Annotated in this window: 24 protein-coding genes; 9 read left to right on the top strand and 15 right to left on the bottom strand. The window is 55.3% G+C overall.

Translation table 11 applies throughout. The annotated features are described in order from the left end of the window. Window positions 1-4: 4 nt before the first annotated feature. Together AC6T8Q_RS15735 and AC6T8Q_RS15730 are read right to left on the bottom strand one after the other, a co-directional pair. Window positions 5-577, bottom strand: a complete 573-nt coding sequence (locus AC6T8Q_RS15735; protein WP_500679986.1) for a DUF2585 family protein — start codon at window positions 575-577, stop codon at window positions 5-7. Window positions 578-596: 19 nt separating this feature from the next. Beyond that, a complete protein-coding gene (locus tag AC6T8Q_RS15730) occupies window positions 597-2,159 on the bottom strand; it encodes an alpha-N-arabinofuranosidase (protein ID WP_500679985.1) in 1,563 nt (520 codons plus the stop codon). 246 nt (window positions 2,160-2,405) lie between these two features. On the opposite strand from AC6T8Q_RS15730, the gene AC6T8Q_RS15725 reads away from it, so the two are divergent. Next, the gene (locus AC6T8Q_RS15725; protein WP_500679984.1) at window positions 2,406-2,801 is read left to right on the top strand and encodes a 4Fe-4S binding protein; all 396 of its coding nucleotides are present in this window, start codon (window positions 2,406-2,408) and stop codon (window positions 2,799-2,801) included. 224 nt (window positions 2,802-3,025) lie between these two features. On the opposite strand, the gene AC6T8Q_RS15720 is transcribed toward AC6T8Q_RS15725, so the two are convergent. The 6 genes from AC6T8Q_RS15720 to AC6T8Q_RS15695 form a co-directional block, all read right to left on the bottom strand. Then, window positions 3,026-3,523: a hypothetical protein gene (locus tag AC6T8Q_RS15720; RefSeq protein ID WP_500679983.1), complete on the bottom strand. Its 498-nt coding sequence runs from the start codon at window positions 3,521-3,523 to the stop codon at window positions 3,026-3,028. Between the two features lie 5 nt (window positions 3,524-3,528). Beyond that, window positions 3,529-4,056, bottom strand: a complete 528-nt coding sequence (locus tag AC6T8Q_RS15715; protein WP_500679982.1) for an RNA polymerase sigma factor — start codon at window positions 4,054-4,056, stop codon at window positions 3,529-3,531. A 2,009-nt stretch (window positions 4,057-6,065) separates the two neighbouring features. Then, complete coding sequence (locus AC6T8Q_RS15710) at window positions 6,066-6,653, bottom strand: DNA-3-methyladenine glycosylase I (RefSeq protein WP_500679981.1); 588 nt, start codon at window positions 6,651-6,653, stop codon at window positions 6,066-6,068. Between the two features lie 2 nt (window positions 6,654-6,655). Beyond that, a complete protein-coding gene (locus AC6T8Q_RS15705) occupies window positions 6,656-7,159 on the bottom strand; it encodes a dihydrofolate reductase (RefSeq protein WP_500679980.1) in 504 nt (167 codons plus the stop codon). Beyond that, window positions 7,156-7,950, bottom strand: coding sequence for a thymidylate synthase (locus AC6T8Q_RS15700; protein ID WP_500679979.1), 795 nt, complete (start codon window positions 7,948-7,950; stop codon window positions 7,156-7,158). Before AC6T8Q_RS15700 ends, AC6T8Q_RS15705 begins: the two co-directional genes overlap by 4 nt. A gap of 63 nt (window positions 7,951-8,013) precedes the next feature. After that, complete coding sequence (locus tag AC6T8Q_RS15695) at window positions 8,014-8,277, bottom strand: hypothetical protein (protein ID WP_496921219.1); 264 nt, start codon at window positions 8,275-8,277, stop codon at window positions 8,014-8,016. A 173-nt stretch (window positions 8,278-8,450) separates the two neighbouring features. Here AC6T8Q_RS15695 and AC6T8Q_RS15690 point away from each other — a divergent pair, with 173 nt between their 5' ends. The 5 genes from AC6T8Q_RS15690 to AC6T8Q_RS15670 all read left to right on the top strand — a co-directional run bounded on the left by AC6T8Q_RS15690 (window position 8,451) and on the right by AC6T8Q_RS15670 (window position 13,471). Continuing rightward, window positions 8,451-8,864 carry a ferredoxin gene (locus AC6T8Q_RS15690; protein WP_500679978.1) on the top strand — a complete coding sequence of 138 codons (414 nt, stop codon included), beginning with the start codon at window positions 8,451-8,453 and terminating at the stop codon, window positions 8,862-8,864. A gap of 96 nt (window positions 8,865-8,960) precedes the next feature. Then, entirely contained in the window at window positions 8,961-9,278 is a 318-nt protein-coding gene (locus tag AC6T8Q_RS15685; protein ID WP_496921217.1) for a P-II family nitrogen regulator, read from the top strand. 14 nt (window positions 9,279-9,292) lie between these two features. Then, on the top strand, window positions 9,293-10,039 hold the full coding sequence (locus tag AC6T8Q_RS15680; protein ID WP_500679977.1) for a peptidoglycan recognition protein family protein: 747 nt from the start codon (window positions 9,293-9,295) through the stop codon (window positions 10,037-10,039). Window positions 10,040-10,372: 333 nt separating this feature from the next. Then, window positions 10,373-11,458 carry an alpha/beta hydrolase gene (locus tag AC6T8Q_RS15675; protein WP_500679976.1) on the top strand — a complete coding sequence of 362 codons (1,086 nt, stop codon included), beginning with the start codon at window positions 10,373-10,375 and terminating at the stop codon, window positions 11,456-11,458. 93 nt (window positions 11,459-11,551) lie between these two features. Further along, window positions 11,552-13,471: an ABC transporter ATP-binding protein gene (locus tag AC6T8Q_RS15670; RefSeq protein ID WP_500679975.1), complete on the top strand. Its 1,920-nt coding sequence runs from the start codon at window positions 11,552-11,554 to the stop codon at window positions 13,469-13,471. Between the two features lie 200 nt (window positions 13,472-13,671). Here AC6T8Q_RS15670 and AC6T8Q_RS15665 read toward each other — a convergent pair whose 3' ends face one another. Next, on the bottom strand, window positions 13,672-13,920 hold the full coding sequence (locus AC6T8Q_RS15665) for a hypothetical protein (protein ID WP_500679974.1): 249 nt from the start codon (window positions 13,918-13,920) through the stop codon (window positions 13,672-13,674). A gap of 476 nt (window positions 13,921-14,396) precedes the next feature. On the opposite strand from AC6T8Q_RS15665, the gene AC6T8Q_RS15660 reads away from it, so the two are divergent. Then, window positions 14,397-14,714, top strand: a complete 318-nt coding sequence (locus AC6T8Q_RS15660; protein WP_500679973.1) for a hypothetical protein — start codon at window positions 14,397-14,399, stop codon at window positions 14,712-14,714. A 33-nt stretch (window positions 14,715-14,747) separates the two neighbouring features. On the opposite strand, the gene epmA is transcribed toward AC6T8Q_RS15660, so the two are convergent. The 4 genes from epmA to efp all read right to left on the bottom strand — a co-directional run bounded on the left by epmA (window position 14,748) and on the right by efp (window position 19,111). Beyond that, on the bottom strand, window positions 14,748-15,668 hold the full coding sequence (gene epmA / locus AC6T8Q_RS15655) for an EF-P lysine aminoacylase EpmA (RefSeq protein ID WP_500679972.1): 921 nt from the start codon (window positions 15,666-15,668) through the stop codon (window positions 14,748-14,750). After that, the gene (locus AC6T8Q_RS15650) at window positions 15,665-17,623 is read right to left on the bottom strand and encodes a M48 family metallopeptidase (RefSeq protein WP_500679971.1); all 1,959 of its coding nucleotides are present in this window, start codon (window positions 17,621-17,623) and stop codon (window positions 15,665-15,667) included. Before AC6T8Q_RS15650 ends, epmA begins: the two co-directional genes overlap by 4 nt. A gap of 106 nt (window positions 17,624-17,729) precedes the next feature. Continuing rightward, a complete protein-coding gene (locus tag AC6T8Q_RS15645) occupies window positions 17,730-18,332 on the bottom strand; it encodes a LemA family protein (RefSeq protein WP_500679970.1) in 603 nt (200 codons plus the stop codon). 197 nt (window positions 18,333-18,529) lie between these two features. After that, window positions 18,530-19,111: an elongation factor P gene (gene efp, locus AC6T8Q_RS15640; protein WP_496921206.1), complete on the bottom strand. Its 582-nt coding sequence runs from the start codon at window positions 19,109-19,111 to the stop codon at window positions 18,530-18,532. Window positions 19,112-19,189: 78 nt separating this feature from the next. Here efp and epmB point away from each other — a divergent pair, with 78 nt between their 5' ends. Together epmB and rlmN are read left to right on the top strand one after the other, a co-directional pair. Further along, a complete protein-coding gene (gene epmB / locus AC6T8Q_RS15635; protein WP_500679969.1) occupies window positions 19,190-20,221 on the top strand; it encodes an EF-P beta-lysylation protein EpmB in 1,032 nt (343 codons plus the stop codon). Window positions 20,222-20,401: 180 nt separating this feature from the next. Beyond that, entirely contained in the window at window positions 20,402-21,445 is a 1,044-nt protein-coding gene (gene rlmN, locus AC6T8Q_RS15630; protein ID WP_500679968.1) for a 23S rRNA (adenine(2503)-C(2))-methyltransferase RlmN, read from the top strand. 11 nt (window positions 21,446-21,456) lie between these two features. On the opposite strand, the gene AC6T8Q_RS15625 is transcribed toward rlmN, so the two are convergent. Then, window positions 21,457-22,254, bottom strand: coding sequence for an anti-sigma factor domain-containing protein (locus tag AC6T8Q_RS15625; protein ID WP_500679967.1), 798 nt, complete (start codon window positions 22,252-22,254; stop codon window positions 21,457-21,459). Beyond that, the gene (locus AC6T8Q_RS15620; protein ID WP_500679966.1) at window positions 22,254-22,820 is read right to left on the bottom strand and encodes an RNA polymerase sigma factor; all 567 of its coding nucleotides are present in this window, start codon (window positions 22,818-22,820) and stop codon (window positions 22,254-22,256) included. Before AC6T8Q_RS15620 ends, AC6T8Q_RS15625 begins: the two co-directional genes overlap by 1 nt. Window positions 22,821-22,839 lie beyond the last annotated feature (19 nt).

Genomic DNA, 22,839 nt, shown 5'->3' with positions numbered 1-22,839 from the left:
TCGACTATTTCATCTGCCATTCTTTAATCGCCTGAATCGGATAGAACAGCATCAAAATATTCAGCAGCAAGCTGTCGCGGATCGTGAAAATCAGCAGCACTTCGCAGGCGAAGAACACCACCCAGGTAGCCCGCCAACCAATTTTGTGGGCGACGACGATCCCCAAAAAACACGCCAGCAAATCGCCAAAACTGTTGACGATCGAATCCCCCGTGTAACCGAGCGCTGCCGTCGCATCGCGGTAACGGTTGATGACCCACTCGGTGTTCTCAACGATTTCCCAAGCCGCTTCAATGGCCAGCGCCAACCACAATTGCCACTGCCACTTCCACCGCTTGAAAACAATTCGCACGGCCCAGAAAAACACGAGGCCGTGTTGAAAATGTGTGAGCGTATACGGATCGGCCAGATGCTGCGACGTATGCGAGCCGTTATGATCGCTAACCCAAAACTTCAGCGAGCCGCATTCGCAAAACCAAACCCGCCCTTGGGCGCGAAGCTGAATAACCATCAGCACCATCGTGGCCACAATCGCCAACCACGGCCAATTCTTCCGCTCAAGGATTTTCAGCTGCATGCGGTTCCCAAGTCAAAATCTATTTCGACAAACTCAACACCACGACCGAATGCGGCGGCAGAACGGCCTTCAACGTGCCGCTTTGAATCTTCGCGTCTTTGAACTCGGTGGGCTTCACTTGCTCCGGTTTATCAAATGTGTTGTGGGCATCCAGGGCAGACGCTGTCAGCACGCGGCCTGTCATTTTCGTGGCCTCGATTCCCTTGAGCTCGCATTGCACCTGCACCGGATCGTTCGCGCTTGTGTTCACCAACGAAATGTAAACGATGCCATCCGCTGCTTGCGACGCCGAAATACTGGCCGCGGGGATTTCCTGATCGCCATATTTATAAGCCGACGTCTCGATCTCCACCGGCAAGTAGGTCGTGTCTTGATGGACCTTGCACATCTCAAACGCATAGTAAGTCGGCGTGAGAATCATCTTCTCCCCTTCGGTGAGAATCATCGCCTGCAACACGTTGACCATTTGCGCGATGTTCGCCAGTTTCACGCGTTCATTGTGCTTATGAAAAATATGGAAATTCAGCACCGCCACGAGCGCGTCCCGCATCGTGTTTTGCTGATACAAAAACGCGGGATTTGTGTTCTCTTCGTTTTTGTACCAAGTCCCCCATTCATCGACGAACAAGGGAATTTTCTTCTCGGGATCATAACCAGTGAGAATACTGTCGTTCGCTTCAAGAATATCATCCATCTTGAGCGTCTCGTGCAGAATGCCAAACCATTTTTCTTCGTTGAAACCCGTGGCGGGGAGTTTATCGCTCCACGGGGCGGCCAGCGTGTAGTAGTGCAATGAGATCGCCTGCATGTGCCGGCCAGCACGCAGCGTCACCGCATCGGTCCAAGCGGGATCACCGCCATTCGGTCCGCACGCCACCCGCACAAGTTTGTTGCCACTGAAGTCGGGGCAATACGTCGCGAACTGCTTGAACAAATATGCATAGAACGCCGGGGTCATATTCCCGCCGCAGCCCCAGTTCTCATTCCCCACGCCGAAGTACGTGATCTTCCACGGCTTCTCACGTCCGTTGGCCCGTCGTAGATCAGCCAGGGTGCTCTTGCCATCATAATTGAGATACTCAATCCAGTCGCGCATCTCTTGTGGCGAACCGCTCCCCACGTTGCCGGCAAGGTACGGTTCGGCACCCACCAACTCACACAGGTCTAGGAACTCGTGCGTGCCGAAGGCATTCGTTTCGATCACTTGCCCCCAAAACATGTTGACCGTTTTGGGTCGTTTGTCGCGCGGACCAATACCGTCCCGCCAATGATAGTCATCCGCAAAACATCCCCCCGGCCAGCGCAGGTTCGGACAATTCACATTCTTGAGTGCTTCGATCACGTCGTTGCGAATCCCGCGGGTGTTGGGAATTGGCGAATCCTCCCCCACCCACACGCCGTCGTAAATGCAGCGGCCCAAGTGCTCCATGAAGTGGCCGTAGATGTGGCGGCTGATCTGTCCCCCCGGCTGGTCGCCGTGGATTATGCCGACGGCCTGCAAATCCTCGGCGGGAGCCTCCGCTCCGAGAGCACACCAAGAAATCGCTAGCAGCAGCGGAAAAATTTTCGATAATCTGGCCATGGCCGTTCACCTCGAAAAGTCGGTGGGAATAGGAAACTCAATGACGAGCGAAAAGAATACGTCTTGAGCAGCATTTTGCCGGGAAATCCCCGTGCTGCAAGGGCTTAAGTGGCGGCGAGCGCTTCCCCAAGGTCTGGGAAAAGCGCAGGTCACGCTTGGCTTGAGCGGCCTCGTGGAGTAAGATTGTGACAGATTTCACAATGTTTTCCCGCGTAACCAACGCTCTCCCATAGCGCGTATCGAACCATGGCCAAAGCTGGTCCTCGTAAAAAAGTTCCCAAAGAGTTGGCGATCATCAACGCCGACAATTGCACCGGCTGCGAATCCTGTCTGGAAGTCTGCCCCGTGGATTGCATCACTTTGCTTTCGCTTGATGGCGGCATCGTAAAAGGCAACCAACAGTGGTGCGAAATCGACCTCGAGCGCTGCGTCGGCTGCGAAGTTTGCGTCCATATTCCCGGCAAGAAGTCGAATCCCTACGATTTGAAGGTCTGCCCTTGGGACGCGATCGAAATGGTCCCCACCGAGAGGGCGGCCCAAGTGATGGCTCAAGTGGGCGGCCCGCCGGAATACATCCGCGACAATTGGGACCGCCTGGTACGCACGGCCCAAAATCTCGCCGAACTCCGCGCCGCCAACTAAATATGGTCATTCTGAGGGGCCAGCTTATTTTTATGGCGCGACCTGACGAATCTAGCCTCATTCTCCTTGCGCTATCAGTACGATTTCGTTCTGCATACCAGATCTATTCCTCCCGCGCCGGACTAATCCTCTCTCAGGATGACTCTTTTCGGATGGATGAACTAACCTCGGGTTATGTGAGTTCAGAGCCCAAGGTCAATCACCCGACGCTAGCGCGTTGCGACTCACGGGACTGTTACCTTCCCCTCCAACTCCGCCAGCTTCCGCCGCAGTTCTTCGCGCCAGGCATACGCACGACACAACATCATCACCGCCACGCTCAGAAACGACATGCCAATCAGCCCGAGCCAGATCGCCGCTTGCTGATCGCCACGAGTCACCGCCGTAACAACGGCCACAACTAAAAATAATGCACAGGCTCCCGTGGCGACCCAGCCCGTGGCGATTTGGTCGAGTGCCGTGGGGCAACGCCGTCTCCACAGAATCCAAGTGAGCACGCCGATCCACGCGCTGCCAATCAAGCTCAATGCCCCAAACGCCACATGCAATCGCAACGGCAACGGTCCAGGCTCGGTCATCCACAACGAAAGAATCGCGGCCGTCATCACACTAGCCGCCAACAGCACCGCACGATAAAACCACCGGCGTGGCGTAGAAAGTTCTCCGCGAATCATCGCCAACACACGGTCGGTGGTCGGAGGGCTCAAAGTATTCGTAGTCATGATTTCTATCCTTCTAAAACTTGCCGCAGGATTTGACGTGCGCGAAACAGCCGTGACTTGATCGTCCCCGACGGCACACCACAAATCTCGGCGACTTCTTGGATGGGTAACTCTTGGTAATAGTGCAGCAAGACGGCTTCACGATCCGTCGGATGCAAGCGGTCCATACTCAACGCCAACCATTCCGTGCGGTCACTCTGCTCGATACTTTCATCCAGCATCGCGACGTCGTTGAACTCCTCCATGGGAAGCCGCCGGTAAGCAGCACGATAGCGGTCCGCAATCCGTCGCCGAGCGATGCCATACAACCACGCCGCTAGTCGCTCGGGGTCATTGAGTCTCACGAGCGAGCGGACCACTTCAAGCCAGACCGTTTGCAACACGTCTTCGGCCGTCTGTTCGTCGGCCACCATCCGTGCGATGAAACCCCACAACCGCGGCTGCCAGCGTACGACCAACACCTCCCAAGCGGCGGGGTCTCCCAACTGGCATCGCACGGCGATAACGGCATCACTTTGTTCGACTGGCTGCATCACGAACTCCTGGCTCACCACTGTAGTCGTTCGAGAGAGCCCCGCGGTTCAGAATTTATGGCCAAATTTACCGCCGAATTATAAAACACTCCAAACGGCGTTAGCCGGCATCGTCCCGATGCCGTGTGATTTGCACTGCGGCGAATTCCCATGCCTAGAACGGCCAAAAATTTCCCATTTTTCATGCTTGCCGAAGAAAATTCTTCCCTAGATTTTAGTAGAAATTGTGCCACGCCCTGTGCTAGGGTGATGGGGAGTTGTGAAGTGGTCCGTTGTGAGTTGTCAGTTGTGGGAGTTGGTGTCAGGTCATTCTGAGGGGAGTTCTACGACCCGAAGAATCTAGCCTCCATCACCGTGCGTGTCACCGTCGAAAACAAACCAACCGTCACCAGCTTTGCGACAACCAACCACCCGCAAACCAAGCAAACCTGAACAACCTGGCAAACCTGAAGGAGGAGACTGTAGGACTGTAGACAGGAATTCGCTGATCTATCTTCCACCGTCTTCCCAATTCAACTTGATCAAACAACTAACGTGAACAAGTTGATGAAGTTGAGCAAACTGATCAAGTTGAATACTGCGATAGAACGAGAGTAATCCACCCAACCCATGAATGGCTGAAATTGAGAGAAGGTTGTTTTGATATGGCCGAAGAGTCCCGGTTTTCAAAGTTCTTTGAAAAGTTTCTTGTGTTTGCGAAGATCCTCGTTGTGCTCTGTATAGCAGCAATAGTTGCCACATTATCATTCATCTCGAATCTTGAAATCCCGGATTGAAAGGGTGCTAAGCATGAGTACAACGCGACGCTTAATAAATATTGCATTAGCACTAGTTCTGCTGCTCTGTTTTACACGTTTGATGTCGACTAACTTCGCAAAGGCATATAGCGGCGGGTGGTGGAGCTATACCTTGGTCATTGGTGATTTGCTCGTGATGTGAGTGGTATTCAGAGAAATTAAACACTTATTTCAAAATGATCGGTTAGAGCAACAGAATTAACGGCCCAATCGCAAATAAACCCTACCAAGTTGACCAACCTGACCAACTAGAAAACGGCAAGCGAACATAAAAAGTTACGCTGATCGGCAGTGGACGATTCTTGAATTGTTGGAGCGAGTGACGTAATGGAACGATTGAAGTTTGCAGCTATTGCGTCTGCGTTGTTCATTATCTGCTATATGGCGTTTGCCTCGGCTTGGAGAGGCGAGTTTAGTCTGATTGGCGCGTCTATGTACTTTGTGCTTGGCTACCCATTCGCGTGGATGTTGTATTCCCGCATTAAAGAAGAACACAAAACTAACCATCAACATAAATAGCGACAGTGCCCACAAATAAACCCTACCAAGTTGACCAAGTTAACCAACCTGACCAACCAGAGAACGGCAAGCGAACACAAAGACAGTTATGCAGATCGGTGGCGGATGATTCTTGATCTGTTAAGGCGGGTGGTGTAATCATGAGGGCCGCTATCTATGGACAGTATTATCGATATCGTTGGCACGATAGGGATATTGAGCGCAGCCATCGCTTTTCTGCGATATGTTGATTGGCTGCGCCGTCGAAGAGAATGAAGGCATCAACAGTTTCGTAGGCCGGAACAAGCGGTGCGCAGTTCCGGCATGGAACACGTGTTGGTAATCCATGCCGGAACTGCGCGGAGCTTGTTCCGGCCTACGCCTGACAAGCAATGGATGATTAAGGAATTGTTTGAGTGAGTAACGTAGATGACTTGGAGCCAATTTTTTATCGGGGGCGCGTGGATTATAATGATACTCGCCGCAATTTTATTTGCCGTTCTTGTTTACATCGGTTCGCTTCGAGCGGATGTCTGGCCCATCAGAATGTTTAGCATGGGATTGTTTATGTGGTTTTTTGGAATAATATTTTTTCCGCCAAGTAGAAAGTCCAAGTGATGACTAATTAGCTCCATACGCGAATACCCCCCGACAAGTTGGAAGAGTTGGACAAGTTGAAAGTCTTGAAATGAGACCATCGAGACTTGAGTCGCACTACCCCAGCGCCTTGCATTCGGCGTGGCGGTAGCAATGCACCAGGTGATCGTTCACCAGCCCTGCGGCTTGCATGTGGGCGTAGACGATCGTGCTCCCCACGAACTTGAAGCCGCGCTGCTTGAGGTCCTTGCTGAGCGCGTCGGATTCCTTGCTCGTGGCGGGGAGTTGATCCATCCGCTTCCAGCGATTGACCTTGGGCTTGCCGTTCACGAAACCCCAGATGTAATCCGTAAACGTGCCGAATTCGTCCTGAACTTCCAAGAAACATTGAGCATTGGTCACCGCCGAGACGACTTTGAGTCGATTACGCACGATGCCCGGATTGAGCAGCAGCTTCTCGATTTTTTTCGCGGAGAAGCGGGCGACTTTTTCAGGATCGAAGTCGGCGAACGCCTTGCGATAAGCTTCGCGTTTGCGATAGATCGTGATCCAACTCAAACCGGCTTGGGCGCTTTCGAGCGTCAAGAACTCGAACTGCTTTTGATCGTCGCGGACGGGCACGCCCCATTCGCTGTCATGATAGGGAATCAACTCGCCGCTGCCGGCGTATTGCCATTCACAAGTTCTACGTACCGCTTTGGCCACAACTAAACTCGCTCGTACATTTCAAACGTATAAGGAAAATCATTCAAAGGATCGGCCGCATGTTGCGATTGTTCTTTCAACTCCCACTGTTGCCAATCGATCGCGGGGAAGCTCACGTCGCCTTCCACCGTGGCATGCACCCGCGTGAGGTACAACCGATCGATGCGCGGCATCGCCAATTCGTAAATCGTGCCGCCGCCGATGATGAACAATTGATCCTGCACGCAATCGGCGTGACTCGCCTTTTGCAGGGCTTCGTCGAGGCTCGTCGCCACGAGCGTCAACGGATCGCCCGACTGATAATCGGCCTGCGTGGTGATGATAATCGAAGTCCGCCCCGGCAACGGTCGGCCAATCGATTCCCACGTTTTGCGACCCATCACAATCGCGTGACCCATCGTGAGCCGCTTGAACCGCCGTAGATCGGCCGACAGATGCCACGGCAATTCCCTCTCGCGGCCGATTACGCCGTTTTCAGCCATGGCAACAATCAACGACAATTTCATACGGCAACCGGCGCGGAAATGTGAGGATGGGGATCGTAGTTCACAAGCTGAAAATCTTCGAAGCGGAAGTCGAGCAAATCGGTCACCGCGGGATTGATCTGCATCTGCGGCTGCGGACGGGGCGAACGGGCGAGTTGCAGCATCGCTTGTTCGATGTGGTTGTCGTAAAGATGAGCATCGCCCAACGTGTGCACGAAGTCACCCGGCAGCAGACCCGTGACCTGCGCGACCATCATCGTCAGCAACGCGTAGGAAGCGATGTTAAAGGGCACGCCCAAAAACACGTCGGCACTGCGTTGATAAAGCTGACAGGAAAGGCGTCCTTCGGCCACGTAGAACTGAAACAACAGATGGCACGGAGGCAGTGCCATCTGCGAAACATCGGCGGGGTTCCAAGCCGTCACGATCAATCGCCGCGAATCGGGATTCGTGCTAATCGCTTTCACAACCTCAGCAATCTGATCGATACTCCGGCCATCGGGCGCGATCCACGACCGCCATTGCTTGCCGTAGACGGGGCCGAGCTCGCCATCATCGTCGGCCCATTCATTCCAAATTGTGACCTTGTTCTCGTTGAGATAACGAACATTCGTTTCTCCGCGCAGAAACCAGAGCAACTCGTGAATGATCGACCGCAGGTGGAGCTTCTTGGTCGTGAGCAGCGGAAAGCCCTCGCTCAGATTGAACCGCATCTGGTAGCCAAACACGCTGCGCGTGCCGGTGCCCGTGCGGTCGCTTTTGACGACGCCGTGATCGAGAACGTGTTGCAGCAGGTCGAGATATTGCTTCATATTGAAATCATCTCACGCCGAGTCGCGGAGCAGGTATCTCTGCGCCTCAGCGTGAAAAATTCTTTACTCTTTGGCCATGAGTTCTTCGACAACTTTGGCGACCAGCGCGGGATCGTCCTTTTTGCGTAGGTGCTCGATCCGGTCCGCCGTGATGCCCAGTTTTTCGAGCGTGGCGATCACTTGGTTCCATTTGGTCTGGCGGCTCTTGCCTTCGGCCAGATAAAGATCGGTCACCAATTCGCTCAGCCGCTGCAGGGAAATCGCGTCGCGGTTGTCGTAGTAGTTTTTGATGACTTTTTGTTGGTATTTCGAAAAATCCTTGGCCATAATCGCTTGTGGGAAGTGTTCTCGGTTGTGTTGACATGCGGGAAAACAAGCTGTGTTTCCACTTTTCGGCGGCCCCGTGGCGCGGTAAAGTATCCTACTCCCTGGCCGGCAAAAACGGTAGCCGCGCCGCTCTGTGAGTTCCCCTCTGCCCGTGAGAAGGTGTGGTTCAATCGATGCCCGTCGTCAAGTTCATCAAAGAGAAGAAGGAAATCGAGGTCCCCGTCGGAGCCAATCTCCGCAAGGAAGCTATCAAGGCGGGCGTCAACACGCATCAGGGGCTCAACGGTTTCGGAGCGTCGATCAACGCGGTGATCAACTGCCACGGCTTCGGCCAATGCGGCACTTGCCGGGTGAAGATCGTGAAGGGGATGGAGAATGCTAGCCCGATGGGGCTGGTCGAGCGGTGGCGCTTCCGCATGCCGATTCCGACTCCCGTCACCCCGGGCGGCATCGACCCGATTCCGGCGATGGCCTTTATCGGCAACGAAGACACGATGCGGCTTTCCTGCCAAGTGACGGTCCAAGGCGATATGGAAGTCGAAACAGGTCCCGAGCTGGACCTCTTTGGCGAGAACTTTTTCAGCTAAATATGAAGGCGAGCGGTGGGCGTAAGCCCACTGCAACATAATAAATCGGGAAGCTGACGCATCCCGCTCGCCCGACGAACCGAAAGCATTCCTGCCATGCGCCAAGTGATTGCGATCGTGAAGCCCTTTCTGGCCGAGAAGATCCTCGAGGGTTTGCGATTGGCACCGCTCGAAGCCGTTCACGTCCGCGAAGTGAAGGGTATGGGACGCCAAAAGAGCTATCTCGACCAATACACCGAGAGTGAATATTCCGAAGCGTTTCTTCCCAAAGTCGAGATCACCGCATGGGTCGAAAATTCGCGTGCCGAGGAAGTGATCCGCAAAATGGTCGAGCTCGCCCGCACGGGACGAATGGGCGATGGCAAGATTCTGGTCCTCGCCGCGGAAACGCCGGAAACGATGCTGAACTTTTAGGAATGAGGCCATAGTTGAGAAACGCTTGCTTGCTGTGGGCCTGTTGGATATGTCTTGCTCCTGTGACGGCCGCGGAAGTTGAGAAGCCCGAGATTCAGCCGCGTTCTGCTTGGCAAGCCGAGAAGCTCGATCCGCGTTCGGGTTCGCTCCAGCCGATGGGCAAGGTCAAGCACGTGAGCGTGCATCACACGGCCGTGGACAAACTCCGTGGCGATGGCACACCCGAAGCCGAATTGCGGATCATTCAACATGGCCATCGCGATGACAACCAATGGGGCGACATCGCCTACCACTATTTGATCGCTCCCGACGGTCGGATTTTCGAAGGCCGCTCGACCGAGTACGCACCGAACAGTGGAACGCGTTATCTCACGGAAGAACAGTGGCGAGAAAATGGCGTCTTCTCCACTGACGAAGTGGCGGAAAATCCGGCTTTGGGTGTGGGCGGGACAAAGTATGTTCCCGAAAGCACGACCGGCCCGCGACCGGGCAATGTGGCGGGGCATGTGACGATCTGCTTGCTCGGCAACTTCATGGAAACAGAACCCACCGCTGCGGCCAAGGAATCGTTCCTGAAGCTTTGTGCGTATCTTTTGCAGGAGAACGACCTCACGATCAACGACGTTTGGGTTCATCGGGAAGTGGCTTCCACGCTTTGTCCAGGGAACAAGTTCTATGGCTGGCTCAGGAACTATCCACAAGGCGAACGTTATTCGCTTGGTCCTGGACTTGAGCAAGTCAAAGCATTGATCGAGGACTAAGCGAAAGATCCTCTGAACTTGCATGGAGATGCATGTGGTTGAACTCCAACCATGGTTCGGCTGGCTCCTTTCGATCACCTGGCGGGCAAACTGGTGTCTGCTGAGTAACCGTTCCTGCGTTGACTTGCTATTCAAAGCGCACAGCCCTTCTTGAATTTCCGCTCCAAGCCCACTTCTTAGGTTCCATCGCACTCTTGCTGGTTGTCGCTGCAACATAACACGCTCGCTATGTCGTGCTGAATTCAACGCGCCGAACATAACCTGTTCGTGGCATAGCATTTGCGAATGAGATTCTCTGTTCTTAAGCGATAACCCGCTAATTAAGGAGCAGCTATGGAACTTCAGTCTTTTCTTTATGGAGGTGCCTCGCTTGGTGTATTGGCTGGCATGGTTTCGTTGGGGCGACGTGGTAATGAAAACTCGAGGCAACCAACCGCCGACATGCAAGCTGTGCTCGATGAACTTGCGGCATTGAATCCCAAGCCCTTGGAAACTCTCAATCCCGATGAAGCACGCCAACAACCTGGCCCCGTAGACGCTGTGAAGTCGTTGCTTGAAAAGCGTGGCCAAAGCGTTGAGCCCGAAGCAGTCGGAAGCGTCAGCGCGATCAAGATTCCTGGTCCGGCGGGTTCGCTTGATGCGCGAGTTTACATGCCGCGTGAACGGGCACCACTTCCCGTGCTTGTCTACTGGCGTGGTGGTGGTTGGGTAATCGCTGATCTCGATAGTTATGATGCATCGTGTCGTGCGCTTTGCAACGCGGCAAAATGCATAGTCATTTCCTGCGATTACCGCCGTGCCCCCGAGAATCCATTCTCCGCGGCCATCGAAGATGCGTTCGCCGCTTATCAATGGGTCGTCGATAATGCGCCGAATTTGGGTGGAGATTGCGAACAGATCGCTGTATGTGGCGAAAGTGCTGGCGGCAATCTCGCGGCGGTCACAACTCTGCAAGCACGCGACTATGGCGTGCGTGCCCCCTTGCATCAGTTGTTGATTTATCCGGTGACCGATTGCGATTTTGAAACAGAGTCGTACAAAGAACACGCCGACGCCAAGCCACTCAATCGGGCCATGATGAAATGGTTTTGGGGTCACTATTTGTATGGCACGGACTGCGCGGACAATCCCTATTTGACCCCGCTCCACGCCGACAATCTGAGCCATCTGCCCCCGGCGACGATCATCACCGCCGATATCGATCCCTTGCGGAGTGACGGCGAGCATTATGCCGAAAAGCTCTCTACCGCCGGTGTGCCGGTGAGTTATCACAACTTCGTCGGTGTGACGCACGAGTTTTTTGGCATGACGGCGGTGCTGGAAGAGGCTCGCGAGGCGGTCCAAATCGCTGGACATGACTTGCAGCAGGCCTTTGAAAATGCTCGCTGCAAGATCGGAAACTACTCCTACAGTCGCTAGCGGTCGCCACGCTCGGGTCGGATGCGTAAAATAAAGCGTACGCGGGCAACGAGACCTGCGCAGCCGCAAGTCACCCCCGCCTACGTCGCCGCCATGAGGAGAACTCCCGCTTCCAGCAAACAACGCTTTGACGAGTATCGCGCCGAGGTCTTTGCCGAGGACGATGCGATTAGCGGCAAGAAACGGCGTGACCGCTCGGCCAGGGACTTGGTGACGAGCTTCTTCCAACTGCTTCATGGTCAGTGGAAAACACTTTCGTTTGCCCTGGCAACTTTGACCGTGGCCACGATCTTGGCTTTGGTTCCTCCGGCGACGACGAAAATTGTCGTGGAGAATGTGCTGGGGAATCAGCCGCTTCCCGCAGGATTTCCCAACTGGTTGCCGCACGAGCGCTGGCAGTTGCTGATCACCATCGTGGTCGCCGTGTTCGCAATTTCTCTCGTGCGGCTGGTACTGCACGTGTGGGGGCGTTGGTATGCCACGCGAGTGACCAAGTTGTTGCAGCTTTCGATTCGCAAAAAGGTCTTTTCCCACGTGATGCGGCTCCCTTTGCATCGCGTGCAGGAACTCAAATCGGGTGGCACGGCGAGCATTCTCCGGCAAGATGCCGGCAGTGTCGGCGAGCTCGTGTTTGGCATGCTCTACAACCCTTGGCGTGCGGCGGTGCAATTGGTCGGTAGCTTGTGCGTGTTGGCTTGGGTCGATTGGCGATTGCTGCTGGGAGCCCTCGCCGTGATTCCACTCGTTTACACAACGCACCGTACATGGATCGAAAAAATCCGACCACAGCATCGCCGCATTCGCTCGGAGCGCGAGAAAGTCGATTCGCTGGCGACCGAAGCATTCGGCGGCATGCGCGTGGTGCGGGCTTTCGGCGGACAGCGGGCCGAAGCGAGCCGCATCATGCGCGGCAATCACTTGATGGGTCGGCAGGAACTTTATGCCTGGTGGTGGATGCGTTGGATCGAAATCCTGTGGGAAATTCTGATGCCGCTCGCCAGCGCTGCGCTTTTGCTTTATGGCGGCTACCGAGTGCTGGATGGTCCGCTCACCACGGGCGACTTGGTGATGTTCCTGGCGTATTTGTTGATGCTGCTGGGACCACTGGCCATGCTCGCGCAAAGTGCGGCTGAGTTTCAAAATGGTCTTTCCGGATTAGATCGCATTCTCGATCTGCTCGAGGAACCGCAGGAATACAACTCCGCGGCGGCTACCAAAGTCGACAAGGAATTCGTGGAAGGCCAAGTCACGCTGGCGAACGTGTCGTTCAGTTATCCCGGTGCGGATACGTTTGCCCTGGAAAATATCAACCTTGAAATCGCTCCACGCGAGATGATCGCGCTCGTTGGCCCCAGCGGTGGCGGCAAGACGACGCTGTGCAATCTTGTCGCGCGGTTCTATGAACCCACGAGTGGGCGGATTCTGCTCGATGGTCAAGACCTTTCTGAAATTGACATGGACAGTTATCGCAACTTGATCGGCATCGTTGAGCAGGACGTGTTTCTGTTCGACGGCACGATCGCGGCCAACATCGCCTACGGCAATCGCCACGCGAGCGATGCCGAAATTCGCGAGGCGGCTCGGCTCGCCAACGCGGCGGAGTTCATCGAAGTTTTGCCGAAGGGCTATCAATCGCTCATTGGTGAACGAGGCGTCAAACTCAGCGGCGGGCAGCGGCAACGCATCGCCATCGCGCGGGCCGTGCTGGCCGATCCCAAGATTCTCATTCTCGACGAAGCGACGAGCAATCTCGACACCGAGAGCGAACGGACCATTCAAGCAGGGCTCGCGAATCTCATGCAAAGCCGCACCTGTCTGGTGATCGCTCATCGGCTGAGCACGATTGCCCATGCCGACCGGATCGTCGTGGTGGAACACGGCCAGATCACGGAAATCGGAACGCACGAAACGCTGATGGCCACCAACGGCAAGTATCGCCGGATGGTCGATCTACAAACGGCCCCGCAAACGTCGAATACTCTTAAAACTTCTGAGGTTGGTCAGGTTGGTTAACTTGGTCAACTTGGTAGGGTTTATTCGTGACTCTGTTGGTGGTCAGTTGTTCGTGGTGATTGGTTTAGGTGTAGGCCGTGAACAAGCTCTGCGCAGTTCCGGCATGGGTTACCAATACGTGTTCCCATGCCGGAACTGCGCACCGCTTGTTCCGGCCTACGAAAGCGCAGTCGTCTCCTCTTTCAGGTTTGCCAGGTTGTTCAGGTTTGCTTGGTTTGCGGGTGGTTTGTAATGGTGTTGTCGTTAACGATTTTGCTTTTCTTAATTCTCTGATAGCGCTGAATCATAAGAAGTAGCGGAACGAAAATCAGAAATGTGCTGATTTGCCCGCTTAAGTCCATTTTATGACCTTGCGCTAGGTCTATTAGGGAATTGATGGCTACTGCTGCAATGCCCACAGCAACGACTAGGCCAGTATCAAACAGCAGCTCTTTTCGTTCGATAGTCATCTAAATCCCTTCCCGTTCTGTACGACATCAAACTTGATCAATTTGCTCAACTTCATCAACTTGTTCACGTCTTTTGTTTGATCAAGTTGAATTGGGAAGACGGTGGAAGATAGATCAGCGGATGCCTGTCTACAGTCCTACCGTCCACGGTCCTACGGTCTCCTCATTCAGGTTTGCCAGGTTGTTCAGGTTTGCTTGGTTTGCGGGTGGTGTTGTTTTCGAGTCTGTGACACGCACGGTGATGGAGGCTAGATTCTTCGGTCGCTTAGGCTCCCTCAGAATGACCCCACTACTCTCATCACCCTAGCACAGGGCGTGGCACAATTTCTACAAAAATCCGGGGAAGAATTTTTGGCCGTTCAGGGCGTTGGAATTCGCCGCGGTGCAAATCACGCGGCATCGGGACGATGCCGGCTAACGGGTTTTGCTTTGACTGTGTTCATGCTACAAAGGCGGCAACGAAGGAGCTCAATACGATGCAATTGCCTGACAATCTCACTATAAAATTCATCGGCGGGCCGATGGACGGAGTCTATAGCGGCGACGAGCAGTATCCCGACAACGTGCGGATGCTGCTGCATGGCTATTTCGTCGCCTCGAAGGAAGGCGAAATTGGCATGACGATTCAGCCGACTTCTCCGCAGGGGCTCCCCAGCACGTTCAAGCCGGAACATCTGCGCACCGAAGGGATCAAGGGCGGCAAATACGTCGTCGTGAAGAACGAGACCGATGGTTGGAAGACCGACATCACGTTCGATTATCAAGGAATCGGCGGCTATCCGAGTGACGATTGAACGCGGCAGTGGGACACTACCGGCTAACATGTTTCAACCTTCAAATGCCCTAACTTCGTGAATCGACTTCGCCCCGAGCGCCAGCATCACCAGTCGGTCGAACCCCAACGCGCAGCCTGTGGCATTGGGGGGTCCTTGTTGCATCGCGGTGAGCAACGATTCGGGCAGTGGCAACTCGGGGCGACCATCTGCAACGCGAGCTTTGTTGACTTCCACGAACCGTGCTCGCAACTGGTCGGCAGCGGTGAGCTCGTGATAGCCGTTGGCGAGTTCTACTCCTTGCCAATAGAGTTCAAAACGTTCGGCGACTTCGATCCCGTTCTCGCGTCGGATTGTTTTCGCGAGTGAAGCTTGGCTTGCCGGGTAGTCGAACAGAATTTCGGGGGCATCGCGACCGAGTTGCGGTTCGATTTTGGTGGCGAGCAACAGATTGAGCCATTCATCGCGATCGAGTGTGTTGATCCCTTCCGCGGCTACACCTTGCTCGGCGGCACAGCGGGCGAGTTCCTCGCAACTGGCCGTATGGGGACAAATGTTGAGAACGGTTTGAAAGGCTTCCCTGTAGGTGGTCTGCTTTGCCGTGGGAGTCTTCACAAGCGTCTGGCAAAGCTCGTCGAGAAGCTGCATGCCGGCGGACATGTCGTCGCCCGCACGGTACCACTCGAGAAGCGTGAATTCAGGGTTATGAAGTTGACCGAACTCTCCCGCGCGAAAGGAACGGGTGACTTGAAAAATCGCGGGCATCCCCGCGGCGAGGAGCCGCTTCATGTGAAGTTCGGGGGAGGCTTGGAGCCATTGTTGGTTGAGTGCTGGCGGCTCGATGTGGAGTTCGGGGATGACTTCTGATGACAGGAGCGGTGTTTCGACTTCGACAAAGTCGCGGGCGTAGAAGAATTCACGAAGCTGTCGCAAAATTTCACTGCGACGCTCAAGATTGACGAGACGCTCGTTCATCCCGCGCGACCTTTGACCAGTGGTTGGCCCGGTAGGAGTGGCGGCATGGGGCATTCGAGCATGTCGCAAATCCCGCGGAATAGCTCGGCCTCTTTGATCGACACGTCGTGGTCGTAGCAAATTAAATCAGCGGCGGCTTCGATCACACGTTGCCGATGTTTGGCAGCCACGGTGCTCAGCGTGCTCAATGCCAACTGCAAGCGCGAGAGGGTACATTGTTCGGGAGTCAGCAACGGCACTTGGACGTCGGGGAGCAATGAAGCCGCGTGCTTGACGGCCGCTTCGACGCGCTTACCCGTGTTGTCGAGATAGGCCAAGGTCGAAAACAGGATGCCCACTTCCTGCCCCAGTCGAGCCAAGCTGTAGTACTGAATTCGTGGCGGTTTGTCAGTATCAAATTGCGGACGCAAATGCCGCAGCAAAACGCGATGCAGTGACCATTCAAACAAAGCAATCTCTTGATCGGCTTCGACAAGCTTCTTAAAGGCATCGCGGAACGCGACGTATTGCTGTTTGGTCATCGTTCGCAGCGCGGGAAGTGACAAATCCACCAGCGGCAAATGAGCGCGGGGATCAATCTTGTCGACCACCGGGGACAATTTATATGTCAGATCGACAACGTCGGGCGTGATCGAGGCTTGCAGGGCGCTGTATTGCAGTGCGCGAATCTCAGGCCGCTTGTCGAGCAGCAGCGCAAACATGACCGCCCGCGCGCCGTAAGGCTCGCGGACGGCATCGGTGATTTCGTTGGGAATGCTTTCAATCAACTTGGCCGCGTACGAACGATGCTGCTCCGTGGGATTCCCCACCTGATCGGCTGAATGCCGGACAACTTCGACGGGAACTTCGTCGGCCCCTTTCAAGCCACCGACAAATCCAGCCGTGAACTCTGATTCCGTGAGCGCGGGTGAAACTTTGGGCCCAGCGAGATACTTGCCATCCCATTGCGGGTCGAGGGCACGGATTCTTTTTTCCAACGGCGGATGAGTGGCCATCAAGCCGGTAAAACCTTCCCACACGCCTTGGCCGAAATACATGTGGCTCAACTCGGCGGCGTTGGCGGCTTTGAGTTTCGAGCCGAAGACGGCCCCGCCGATTCGTTTGAGCGCTCCGGCGATGCCTTCCGGGTTGCGCGTGAACTGCACGGCCGACGCGTCGGCTAAATATTCACGCTGCCGCGAGACGGCCGCTTTGATGATGTTGCCAAACAAGGTGCCCAAGAGCCCCAAGAGCATCAATGCCAAGCCAGCGGCGAGTAAATAAAGTCCGCCATCGTTCTTGCCACGACGATTGCCGCCACCACGGGCGCCAATGTTGAGCAGCATGCGACCGATGAGTCCCATCAGCAAGATGCCGTGCAACACTCCGATGAGCCGGATGTTGAGCCGCATATCGCCGTTGAGAATATGACTGAATTCGTGGGCCACGACCCCTTGCAACTGTTCGCGGGTCAGTTGCTCGGCCGTGCCGCGCGTGACGGCCACGACGGCATCACTCGTCGAATAGCCGGCGGCAAAGGCGTTGATCCCTTCTTCGTCTTTAAGCAGATAAATCGGCGGGACAGGCACACCTGACGCGAGGGCCATTTCTTCGACGACGTTCACGAGCCGTCGTTCAACAGGGTCGGTTGTATTTTGAGGAACCCGATATCCGCCCAGGTTCTCGGCAACCGTCGTGCCGCCGCCACGCAGCTGGGCGACTTTGAAGAGACTGCCAAAACTAATGAGCGCCAATGTCCCAGCACTCGCGGCGAGAGGGATTGAAAGATCATCGGCTTGAAAATAATGCCCCCCCACGCCTAGCTCATCGTGAGTGTAATTATTGGCTTGCAGCGCTCCCAGCGTGGCGAAGAACACGCCCCCCACGATACAAATGACCGAAATCGTAAACATCACGATCAGCCATTTGGTCGTGCGGCGCGAATCGGCTTGTCGCTGAAAGAAGTCGGTGGACATGTGCTAGGACAGTGGACAATAGACTGTGGGACTGTGGTCTCGACAAATCACTATTGGCCGCGGACTGTGAGTATTTGCACAGTCCACGGTCCATAGTCCAATGGTCCTAAGAAAATGACACCTTCGGCGCTTCGGCGATCGCGGCGCTGTCGGCGAATTCGAGCAACTCGGCATCGCGGTTGTGGCCGAACATGTTGGCAAAGAAAATTGGCGGGAACGATTGTCGGTAGGTGTTGTAAGACATCACCGAATCGTTGTAGGCCTGGCGGGCGAAGGCTACTTTGTTTTCCGTCGCGGTGATCTCTTCGGTGAGCTGCGCCATGTTCTGATTCGCTTTGAGGTCGGGATAGGCTTCCGACAAGGCGAACAAACGACCCAAGGTGCTGCCCAGCGCGCCTTCCGCGGCGGCGAGTTCCTGCATGGCTTTGGGGTCGCCCGGCGAGGCAGCGGCGGCCTGCAAACCACTCGAGGCACGATTGCGGGCGTTGATCACGGCTTCGAGCGTCCCCTTTTCGTGGGACATATAACCTTTGACGGTTTCAACCAAGTTAGGGATCAGGTCGTAACGACGTTTGAGCTGGACTTCGATCTGAGCGAAGGCGTTGTCCAGCCGATTGCGCAAAGCGACCAAGTTGTTGTAGATCGCCACGCCGTAGAACAGCAGCAACACGCCGACGCCGACGATGGTCCCCAAAATTGCCCACACCATGAGAGTCTCCCTTGCGAGTCAAATACTCAAAATTCAAGCCACGCAGCAGCCGTCAGCCTAACCGGTTGGCGGCTGAATGCAATCCTTTTAGGCGATTCGCGAGTTCCAGGGTAATCTTGCTGAAAATCGGAATTAAAGCCAGATCGCAATGCGATTTGGGGCCGCGGAGGCAGGTGTGCCTCCGGCTGGGAGTGTTCTTAAGCTTCGTTGGGATCCTTCGAGCGTTCGATGTACGACTGAGTGCGGGTGTCGACGCGGAGCCAATCGCCGATGTTGATGAACGCTGGGGCCAGGATTTCTGCGCCGGTTTCCAGCTTCACGGGCTTGGAGACGTTGGTCGCCGTGTTGCCTTTGACCGCGGGCTCGCAATATTCGACTTGCAACACCACGTGATTGGGAAGCGTCGCGCCGATCGGGTTGTTGTCGAACACGACGAGCGAACATTCCATGCCTTCCTTGAGGAACTTGGCTTCATCGCCGATTTGCTCGCCGGTGAGCTCGTATTGCTCGTAGTCGTCGGACTTCATGAAGATGTAGCCCTCGCCCTGCTTGTAAAGAAACTGGGCGGTGAATTCCGAAACGTCGGCGGCTTCGACCGTTTGACCGGCGCGATAGGTTTTGTCGGTGACCGTGCCGCGGATCAGGTTCTTCAGTTTGCACTCGTACAGGGCGTTGCCCTTGCCTGGCTTGCGGAAGTTCATTTCGACCATTTGAAAGGGAATGCCGTCGATTTGGATCTTGAGTCCTTTGCGGAATTCGTTGGTACTGTACGTGGGCACGGTATCTTCCTGTCTCGCTACTGGTTATCTTGCATGGAACGGCACCGGGACGGTGCCGGCTAACAAACAAAAATTAAAATGGCTATTCTAGCTCATTCCGACCGACTTGTCCGCCCCGTTTTACCCCCTGCCGATGAGTCTCATTGGCAGGCGGAAATTCGGCTGGCCGTGCGCGATGCGGCGGAACTTTGCCGGCGGTTGGACTTGCCGGAACCTGCTGCAGAAAGTCTGCCAGGAGCCAAAGATTTCCCGGTGTTCGTGCCGCCGAGTTACCTCGCCCGCATGCGGCCCGGCGATCCTGATGACCCGCTCCTTCGACAGGTTCTGCCGTTGGGTGCTGAGGAGCATACTGTCGCTGGTTTCACGGCCGATCCTGTGGGGGATACCGCCGCGACATTGCGGCCGGGCGTGCTGCAAAAATATGCAGGGCGGGCGCTATTGATTGCCACAGGGGCGTGTGCGATTCATTGCCGTTATTGTTTCCGGCGTCACTTCCCCTATGAAGAAGCGCCGCACAGCACCGCTGCGTGGGATGCAGCACTCTCAGCGATTGCAGCGGATGACACGATTCACGAAGTGATTCTCAGCGGCGGCGATCCGCTGATGCTGGTGGATGCGCGATTGGCGGCGCTTTGTGAGAAGATTGCTGCGATTGAGCATGTCACGCGGCTGCGTGTTCACACGCGCTTGCCTGTCGTTGTTCCTTCGCGCGTGACTGCGGAGTTAATCGATTGGATGAACAGCACACGGCTCGCACCGGTGATGGTGGTGCATGTGAATCACGCTCAGGAACTTGCGCACGATGTGGCAAAGGCGCTCGATAAGCTGCGCCGTGCCGGTGTGACACTCTTGAACCAAGTGGTGTTGCTGCGTGGCGTCAACGATTCGGTGAGTGTTCAGCAAGAGTTGAGCGAGCGGCTGATTCAGCTGGGCGTTGTGCCGTACTATTTGCATCAATTGGACCGCGTTCAGGGGGCGGCCCACTTTGAAGTGTCCGTGGAAGAAGGCCGACGCATCGTAACGGAACTGCGCAAGCGCCTGCCGGGGTATCTTGTGCCGCGGTATGTGCAAGAAATTGCTGGTGAAATGAGTAAGACGCTTCTAATTTGAACAGGAGTTAGCAGCGGTATTGATCCTGTCATTCTGAGGGAGCCTTGGCGACTGAAGAATCTGGCCTGTAGTATTTTCAAGTATTGAAGGCGTGTGAAGATCGAATCCAGATTCCTCAAGTCGTAGAACTCCTTTCGGAATGACTGGTAAGTTTTCTCTGCTTCCTCCTGTAAATCTTTCATGTCCAAGATCAGCATCTACAACACGGCCGAGGTCGAGCGATTGCAACGGGAGTTGCGGATCGAGCCGCAGCGACTGCGCCGGTTGCGGACCGCGTTGTTCAAGCATTTTGATAGCGATGAAAAGGCGCTTGCTGAATTTGCCGAGCGGGAACATGTTGCCTTGCATCCGTTAACGCTCGATTCGCGGCACGACTCGCAGATCGACGGAGCGACGAAACTCCTCTTTCGCACGGCCACAGGCATGCTGATCGAATCGGTCATCCTGCGCATCGCGACGGGGCGGACGACGCTTTGTGTTTCGAGCCAGGTTGGTTGTGCCGCGGCTTGTGATTTCTGCGCGACCGGCAAGATGGGAATCGCTCAGAATCTCTCTGCGGGGGAGATTTGCGATCAAGTGTTGCAGGCGGGGCAAATGTTGGCACCTGAGGGCCGCGCGCTCCGCAACATTGTTTTCATGGGAATGGGTGAGCCGTTTCATAATGAAGAAAATCTGTACGCGGCCATTGAATGTTTGACTTCGCCGCGGATGTTTCATTTTTCGCCCGCGAAAATTCTCGTTTCAACGGTGGGGATTGCCGACGGCATGCTCCGCTGCGTGCGGCGGTTTCCTCAAGTGAATCTCGCACTCAGCTTGCACAGCGTGCGGCAAGAATCGCGCGAGCAGTTGATTCCGCTCGCCAAGCGTTACCCGCTCGATCAATTGCAAGCGACCTTACGACAAGTGAACAGCCTGCAAAACAAAACCGTGATGATCGAGTACTTGATGCTCGCCGGAGTGAACGATTCGTTGGCGGAAGCGCACGAGTTGGTCGATTGGCTCGCGGGTCTCAACGTCCATGTGAACCTCATTCCTTATAATGCCATCGACGATTCGCCTCACCTGACCGGCACTGAAAAGTCTGAACGCGAAGCGTTTGCGGCAGTCGTCAAACAAGCCGGGATTCCCACGACGATTCGCTATTCCTTGGGGGCCGATATCGGCGCCGCGTGCGGACAACTCGTGCGGAAGGAAAACCGCGCAGTGGCCAAATCGCTGCGCTAGCTGGGTGTTCGCTACTTATCGACTTGAGCCAGCAACGGCAGGCGCTCACGGCTGGAAACAACCACGCCGCCGGGCTTCTCGATTGTGATTGCAAACAGCGTGGGATCGACAATCGGCAGCTTCGCGTGAATTGGCACCAAGACTTCGTCTTGTCCGGCGGGAATATCAAAGACACCGCCATCGACCGGGTATTTTTCATCTTGGGCCGTGTCGAAGATCCAAAGTTGATACTGGCTCTTCTTCGGATCGTTCACGGGCAAGCCTTTGAAGCTCATCACCCCCTGTTGCCGTTTGTTGTCCCACAGGACTTCGCCGGTGGCTTGTTTGCCTGCTTCATCGGTTCCGGGTGCCCAAGCCACCTGAGTTAAACCTTCCTGAGTAAGTGCTAAATCGGCTTTCAATTCAGCAGCGTTCGATTCGTCAGGAATGAATTCCGCCACTTCTTGTTCCGTGGCTCGTGTGCCAAAGAACGCTGCAACAAGCAAGGCCGCCGCCGCGGTGAACCACGCCGCCATTTCCCGGCGACTTAGTGGTGATCCTGCCGGGGGCAAAGTCCGCTTGAATTGAACACCAACCATGGCACGGCCATCGCTGGCTATTTTCGTTGCCAGCGCGGCGGGCAACTCATTCTGTTCCGTTAAGGTCGCCAAAAATGCCGTGGCCGCGACGCGATCCAGTTCTTCGGTATCGAACTCGGGGGAATTGGCGAGCAGTGAATCGAGTTCGGCCTGTTGCTCGGACGAAAGTTCGAACAAGGCTCGGTCGGCTAGGAGTTCCAGCAAGCGGTCGTAATCAGGATGGGATGACATTATGCGCGCCCCTCCCCGCCAACTAAGGCCGCCTTCTCGAGTCCCATGAGTTCTCGCAACCGCAACAGCCCACGACGAGCATGCGACTTGACCGTACCAAGCGGCATCTCCAATTGTTCCGCAATCTGGGTGTGCGTAAGATCATCTTGCAAAGCTAACGTCAAAACCTGACGTTCGTCGGATTTGAGTCGCTGCATTTGCTGTCGGGCAAAAGCCACTTCGTCGGAGATTTGTGCCCAGTCGGTGGATTGAGCGGCGGGCTCGGCCGCAGAGGCTTCAAACGATGCCGGGGTGGGCCGACGTTGCAATTTTCGCAGGCGATCAATCAACCGGCGTCGGGCGATCATGGTGACGAACGTTGCCTCCGAACCACACGACGGATCGAATCGCTTGGCCTGCTGCCACAGTTGGACAAAAACTTCCTGAACTGCATCTTCGGCATCGGCAAGCGTGGGGCTCAACTTGCGCGCAATCGTCCAGACCAATCCACCATAGCGAGCAATACACTGCTCGACTGCAGTTGGATCGCCAGACGCAACGCGAGAAAGAATGCTTGCTTCTTCCAAGACGAGACCCAAATTTCTT

The organism is Bythopirellula sp. (assembly GCF_041737835.1).
Lineage (GTDB): Bacteria > Planctomycetota > Planctomycetia > Pirellulales > Lacipirellulaceae > Bythopirellula.
Note: the sequence above shows the minus strand (reverse complement) of the source record. Positions and strands in the feature narration are given on the sequence as shown.

Excerpts from the sequence above, each read along its gene's own strand:
- AC6T8Q_RS15735 (WP_500679986.1), bottom strand. The coding sequence starts at position 577 with ATGCAGCTGAAAATCCTTGAGCGGAAGAATTGGCCGTGGTTGGCGATT.
- AC6T8Q_RS15730 (WP_500679985.1), bottom strand. The coding sequence starts at position 2,159 with ATGGCCAGATTATCGAAAATTTTTCCGCTGCTGCTAGCGATTTCTTGG.
- AC6T8Q_RS15725 (WP_500679984.1), top strand. The coding sequence starts at position 2,406 with ATGGCCAAAGCTGGTCCTCGTAAAAAAGTTCCCAAAGAGTTGGCGATC.
- AC6T8Q_RS15720 (WP_500679983.1), bottom strand. The coding sequence starts at position 3,523 with ATGACTACGAATACTTTGAGCCCTCCGACCACCGACCGTGTGTTGGCG.
- AC6T8Q_RS15715 (WP_500679982.1), bottom strand. The coding sequence starts at position 4,056 with ATGCAGCCAGTCGAACAAAGTGATGCCGTTATCGCCGTGCGATGCCAG.
- AC6T8Q_RS15705 (WP_500679980.1), bottom strand. The coding sequence starts at position 7,159 with ATGAAATTGTCGTTGATTGTTGCCATGGCTGAAAACGGCGTAATCGGC.
- AC6T8Q_RS15700 (WP_500679979.1), bottom strand. The coding sequence starts at position 7,950 with ATGAAGCAATATCTCGACCTGCTGCAACACGTTCTCGATCACGGCGTC.
- AC6T8Q_RS15695 (WP_496921219.1), bottom strand. The coding sequence starts at position 8,277 with ATGGCCAAGGATTTTTCGAAATACCAACAAAAAGTCATCAAAAACTAC.
- AC6T8Q_RS15690 (WP_500679978.1), top strand. The coding sequence starts at position 8,451 with ATGCCCGTCGTCAAGTTCATCAAAGAGAAGAAGGAAATCGAGGTCCCC.
- AC6T8Q_RS15685 (WP_496921217.1), top strand. The coding sequence starts at position 8,961 with ATGCGCCAAGTGATTGCGATCGTGAAGCCCTTTCTGGCCGAGAAGATC.
- AC6T8Q_RS15675 (WP_500679976.1), top strand. The coding sequence starts at position 10,373 with ATGGAACTTCAGTCTTTTCTTTATGGAGGTGCCTCGCTTGGTGTATTG.
- AC6T8Q_RS15670 (WP_500679975.1), top strand. The coding sequence starts at position 11,552 with ATGAGGAGAACTCCCGCTTCCAGCAAACAACGCTTTGACGAGTATCGC.
- AC6T8Q_RS15665 (WP_500679974.1), bottom strand. The coding sequence starts at position 13,920 with ATGACTATCGAACGAAAAGAGCTGCTGTTTGATACTGGCCTAGTCGTT.
- AC6T8Q_RS15660 (WP_500679973.1), top strand. The coding sequence starts at position 14,397 with ATGCAATTGCCTGACAATCTCACTATAAAATTCATCGGCGGGCCGATG.
- epmA (WP_500679972.1), bottom strand. The coding sequence starts at position 15,668 with ATGAACGAGCGTCTCGTCAATCTTGAGCGTCGCAGTGAAATTTTGCGA.
- AC6T8Q_RS15650 (WP_500679971.1), bottom strand. The coding sequence starts at position 17,623 with ATGTCCACCGACTTCTTTCAGCGACAAGCCGATTCGCGCCGCACGACC.
- AC6T8Q_RS15645 (WP_500679970.1), bottom strand. The coding sequence starts at position 18,332 with ATGGTGTGGGCAATTTTGGGGACCATCGTCGGCGTCGGCGTGTTGCTG.
- epmB (WP_500679969.1), top strand. The coding sequence starts at position 19,190 with ATGGCTATTCTAGCTCATTCCGACCGACTTGTCCGCCCCGTTTTACCC.
- rlmN (WP_500679968.1), top strand. The coding sequence starts at position 20,402 with ATGTCCAAGATCAGCATCTACAACACGGCCGAGGTCGAGCGATTGCAA.
- AC6T8Q_RS15625 (WP_500679967.1), bottom strand. The coding sequence starts at position 22,254 with ATGTCATCCCATCCTGATTACGACCGCTTGCTGGAACTCCTAGCCGAC.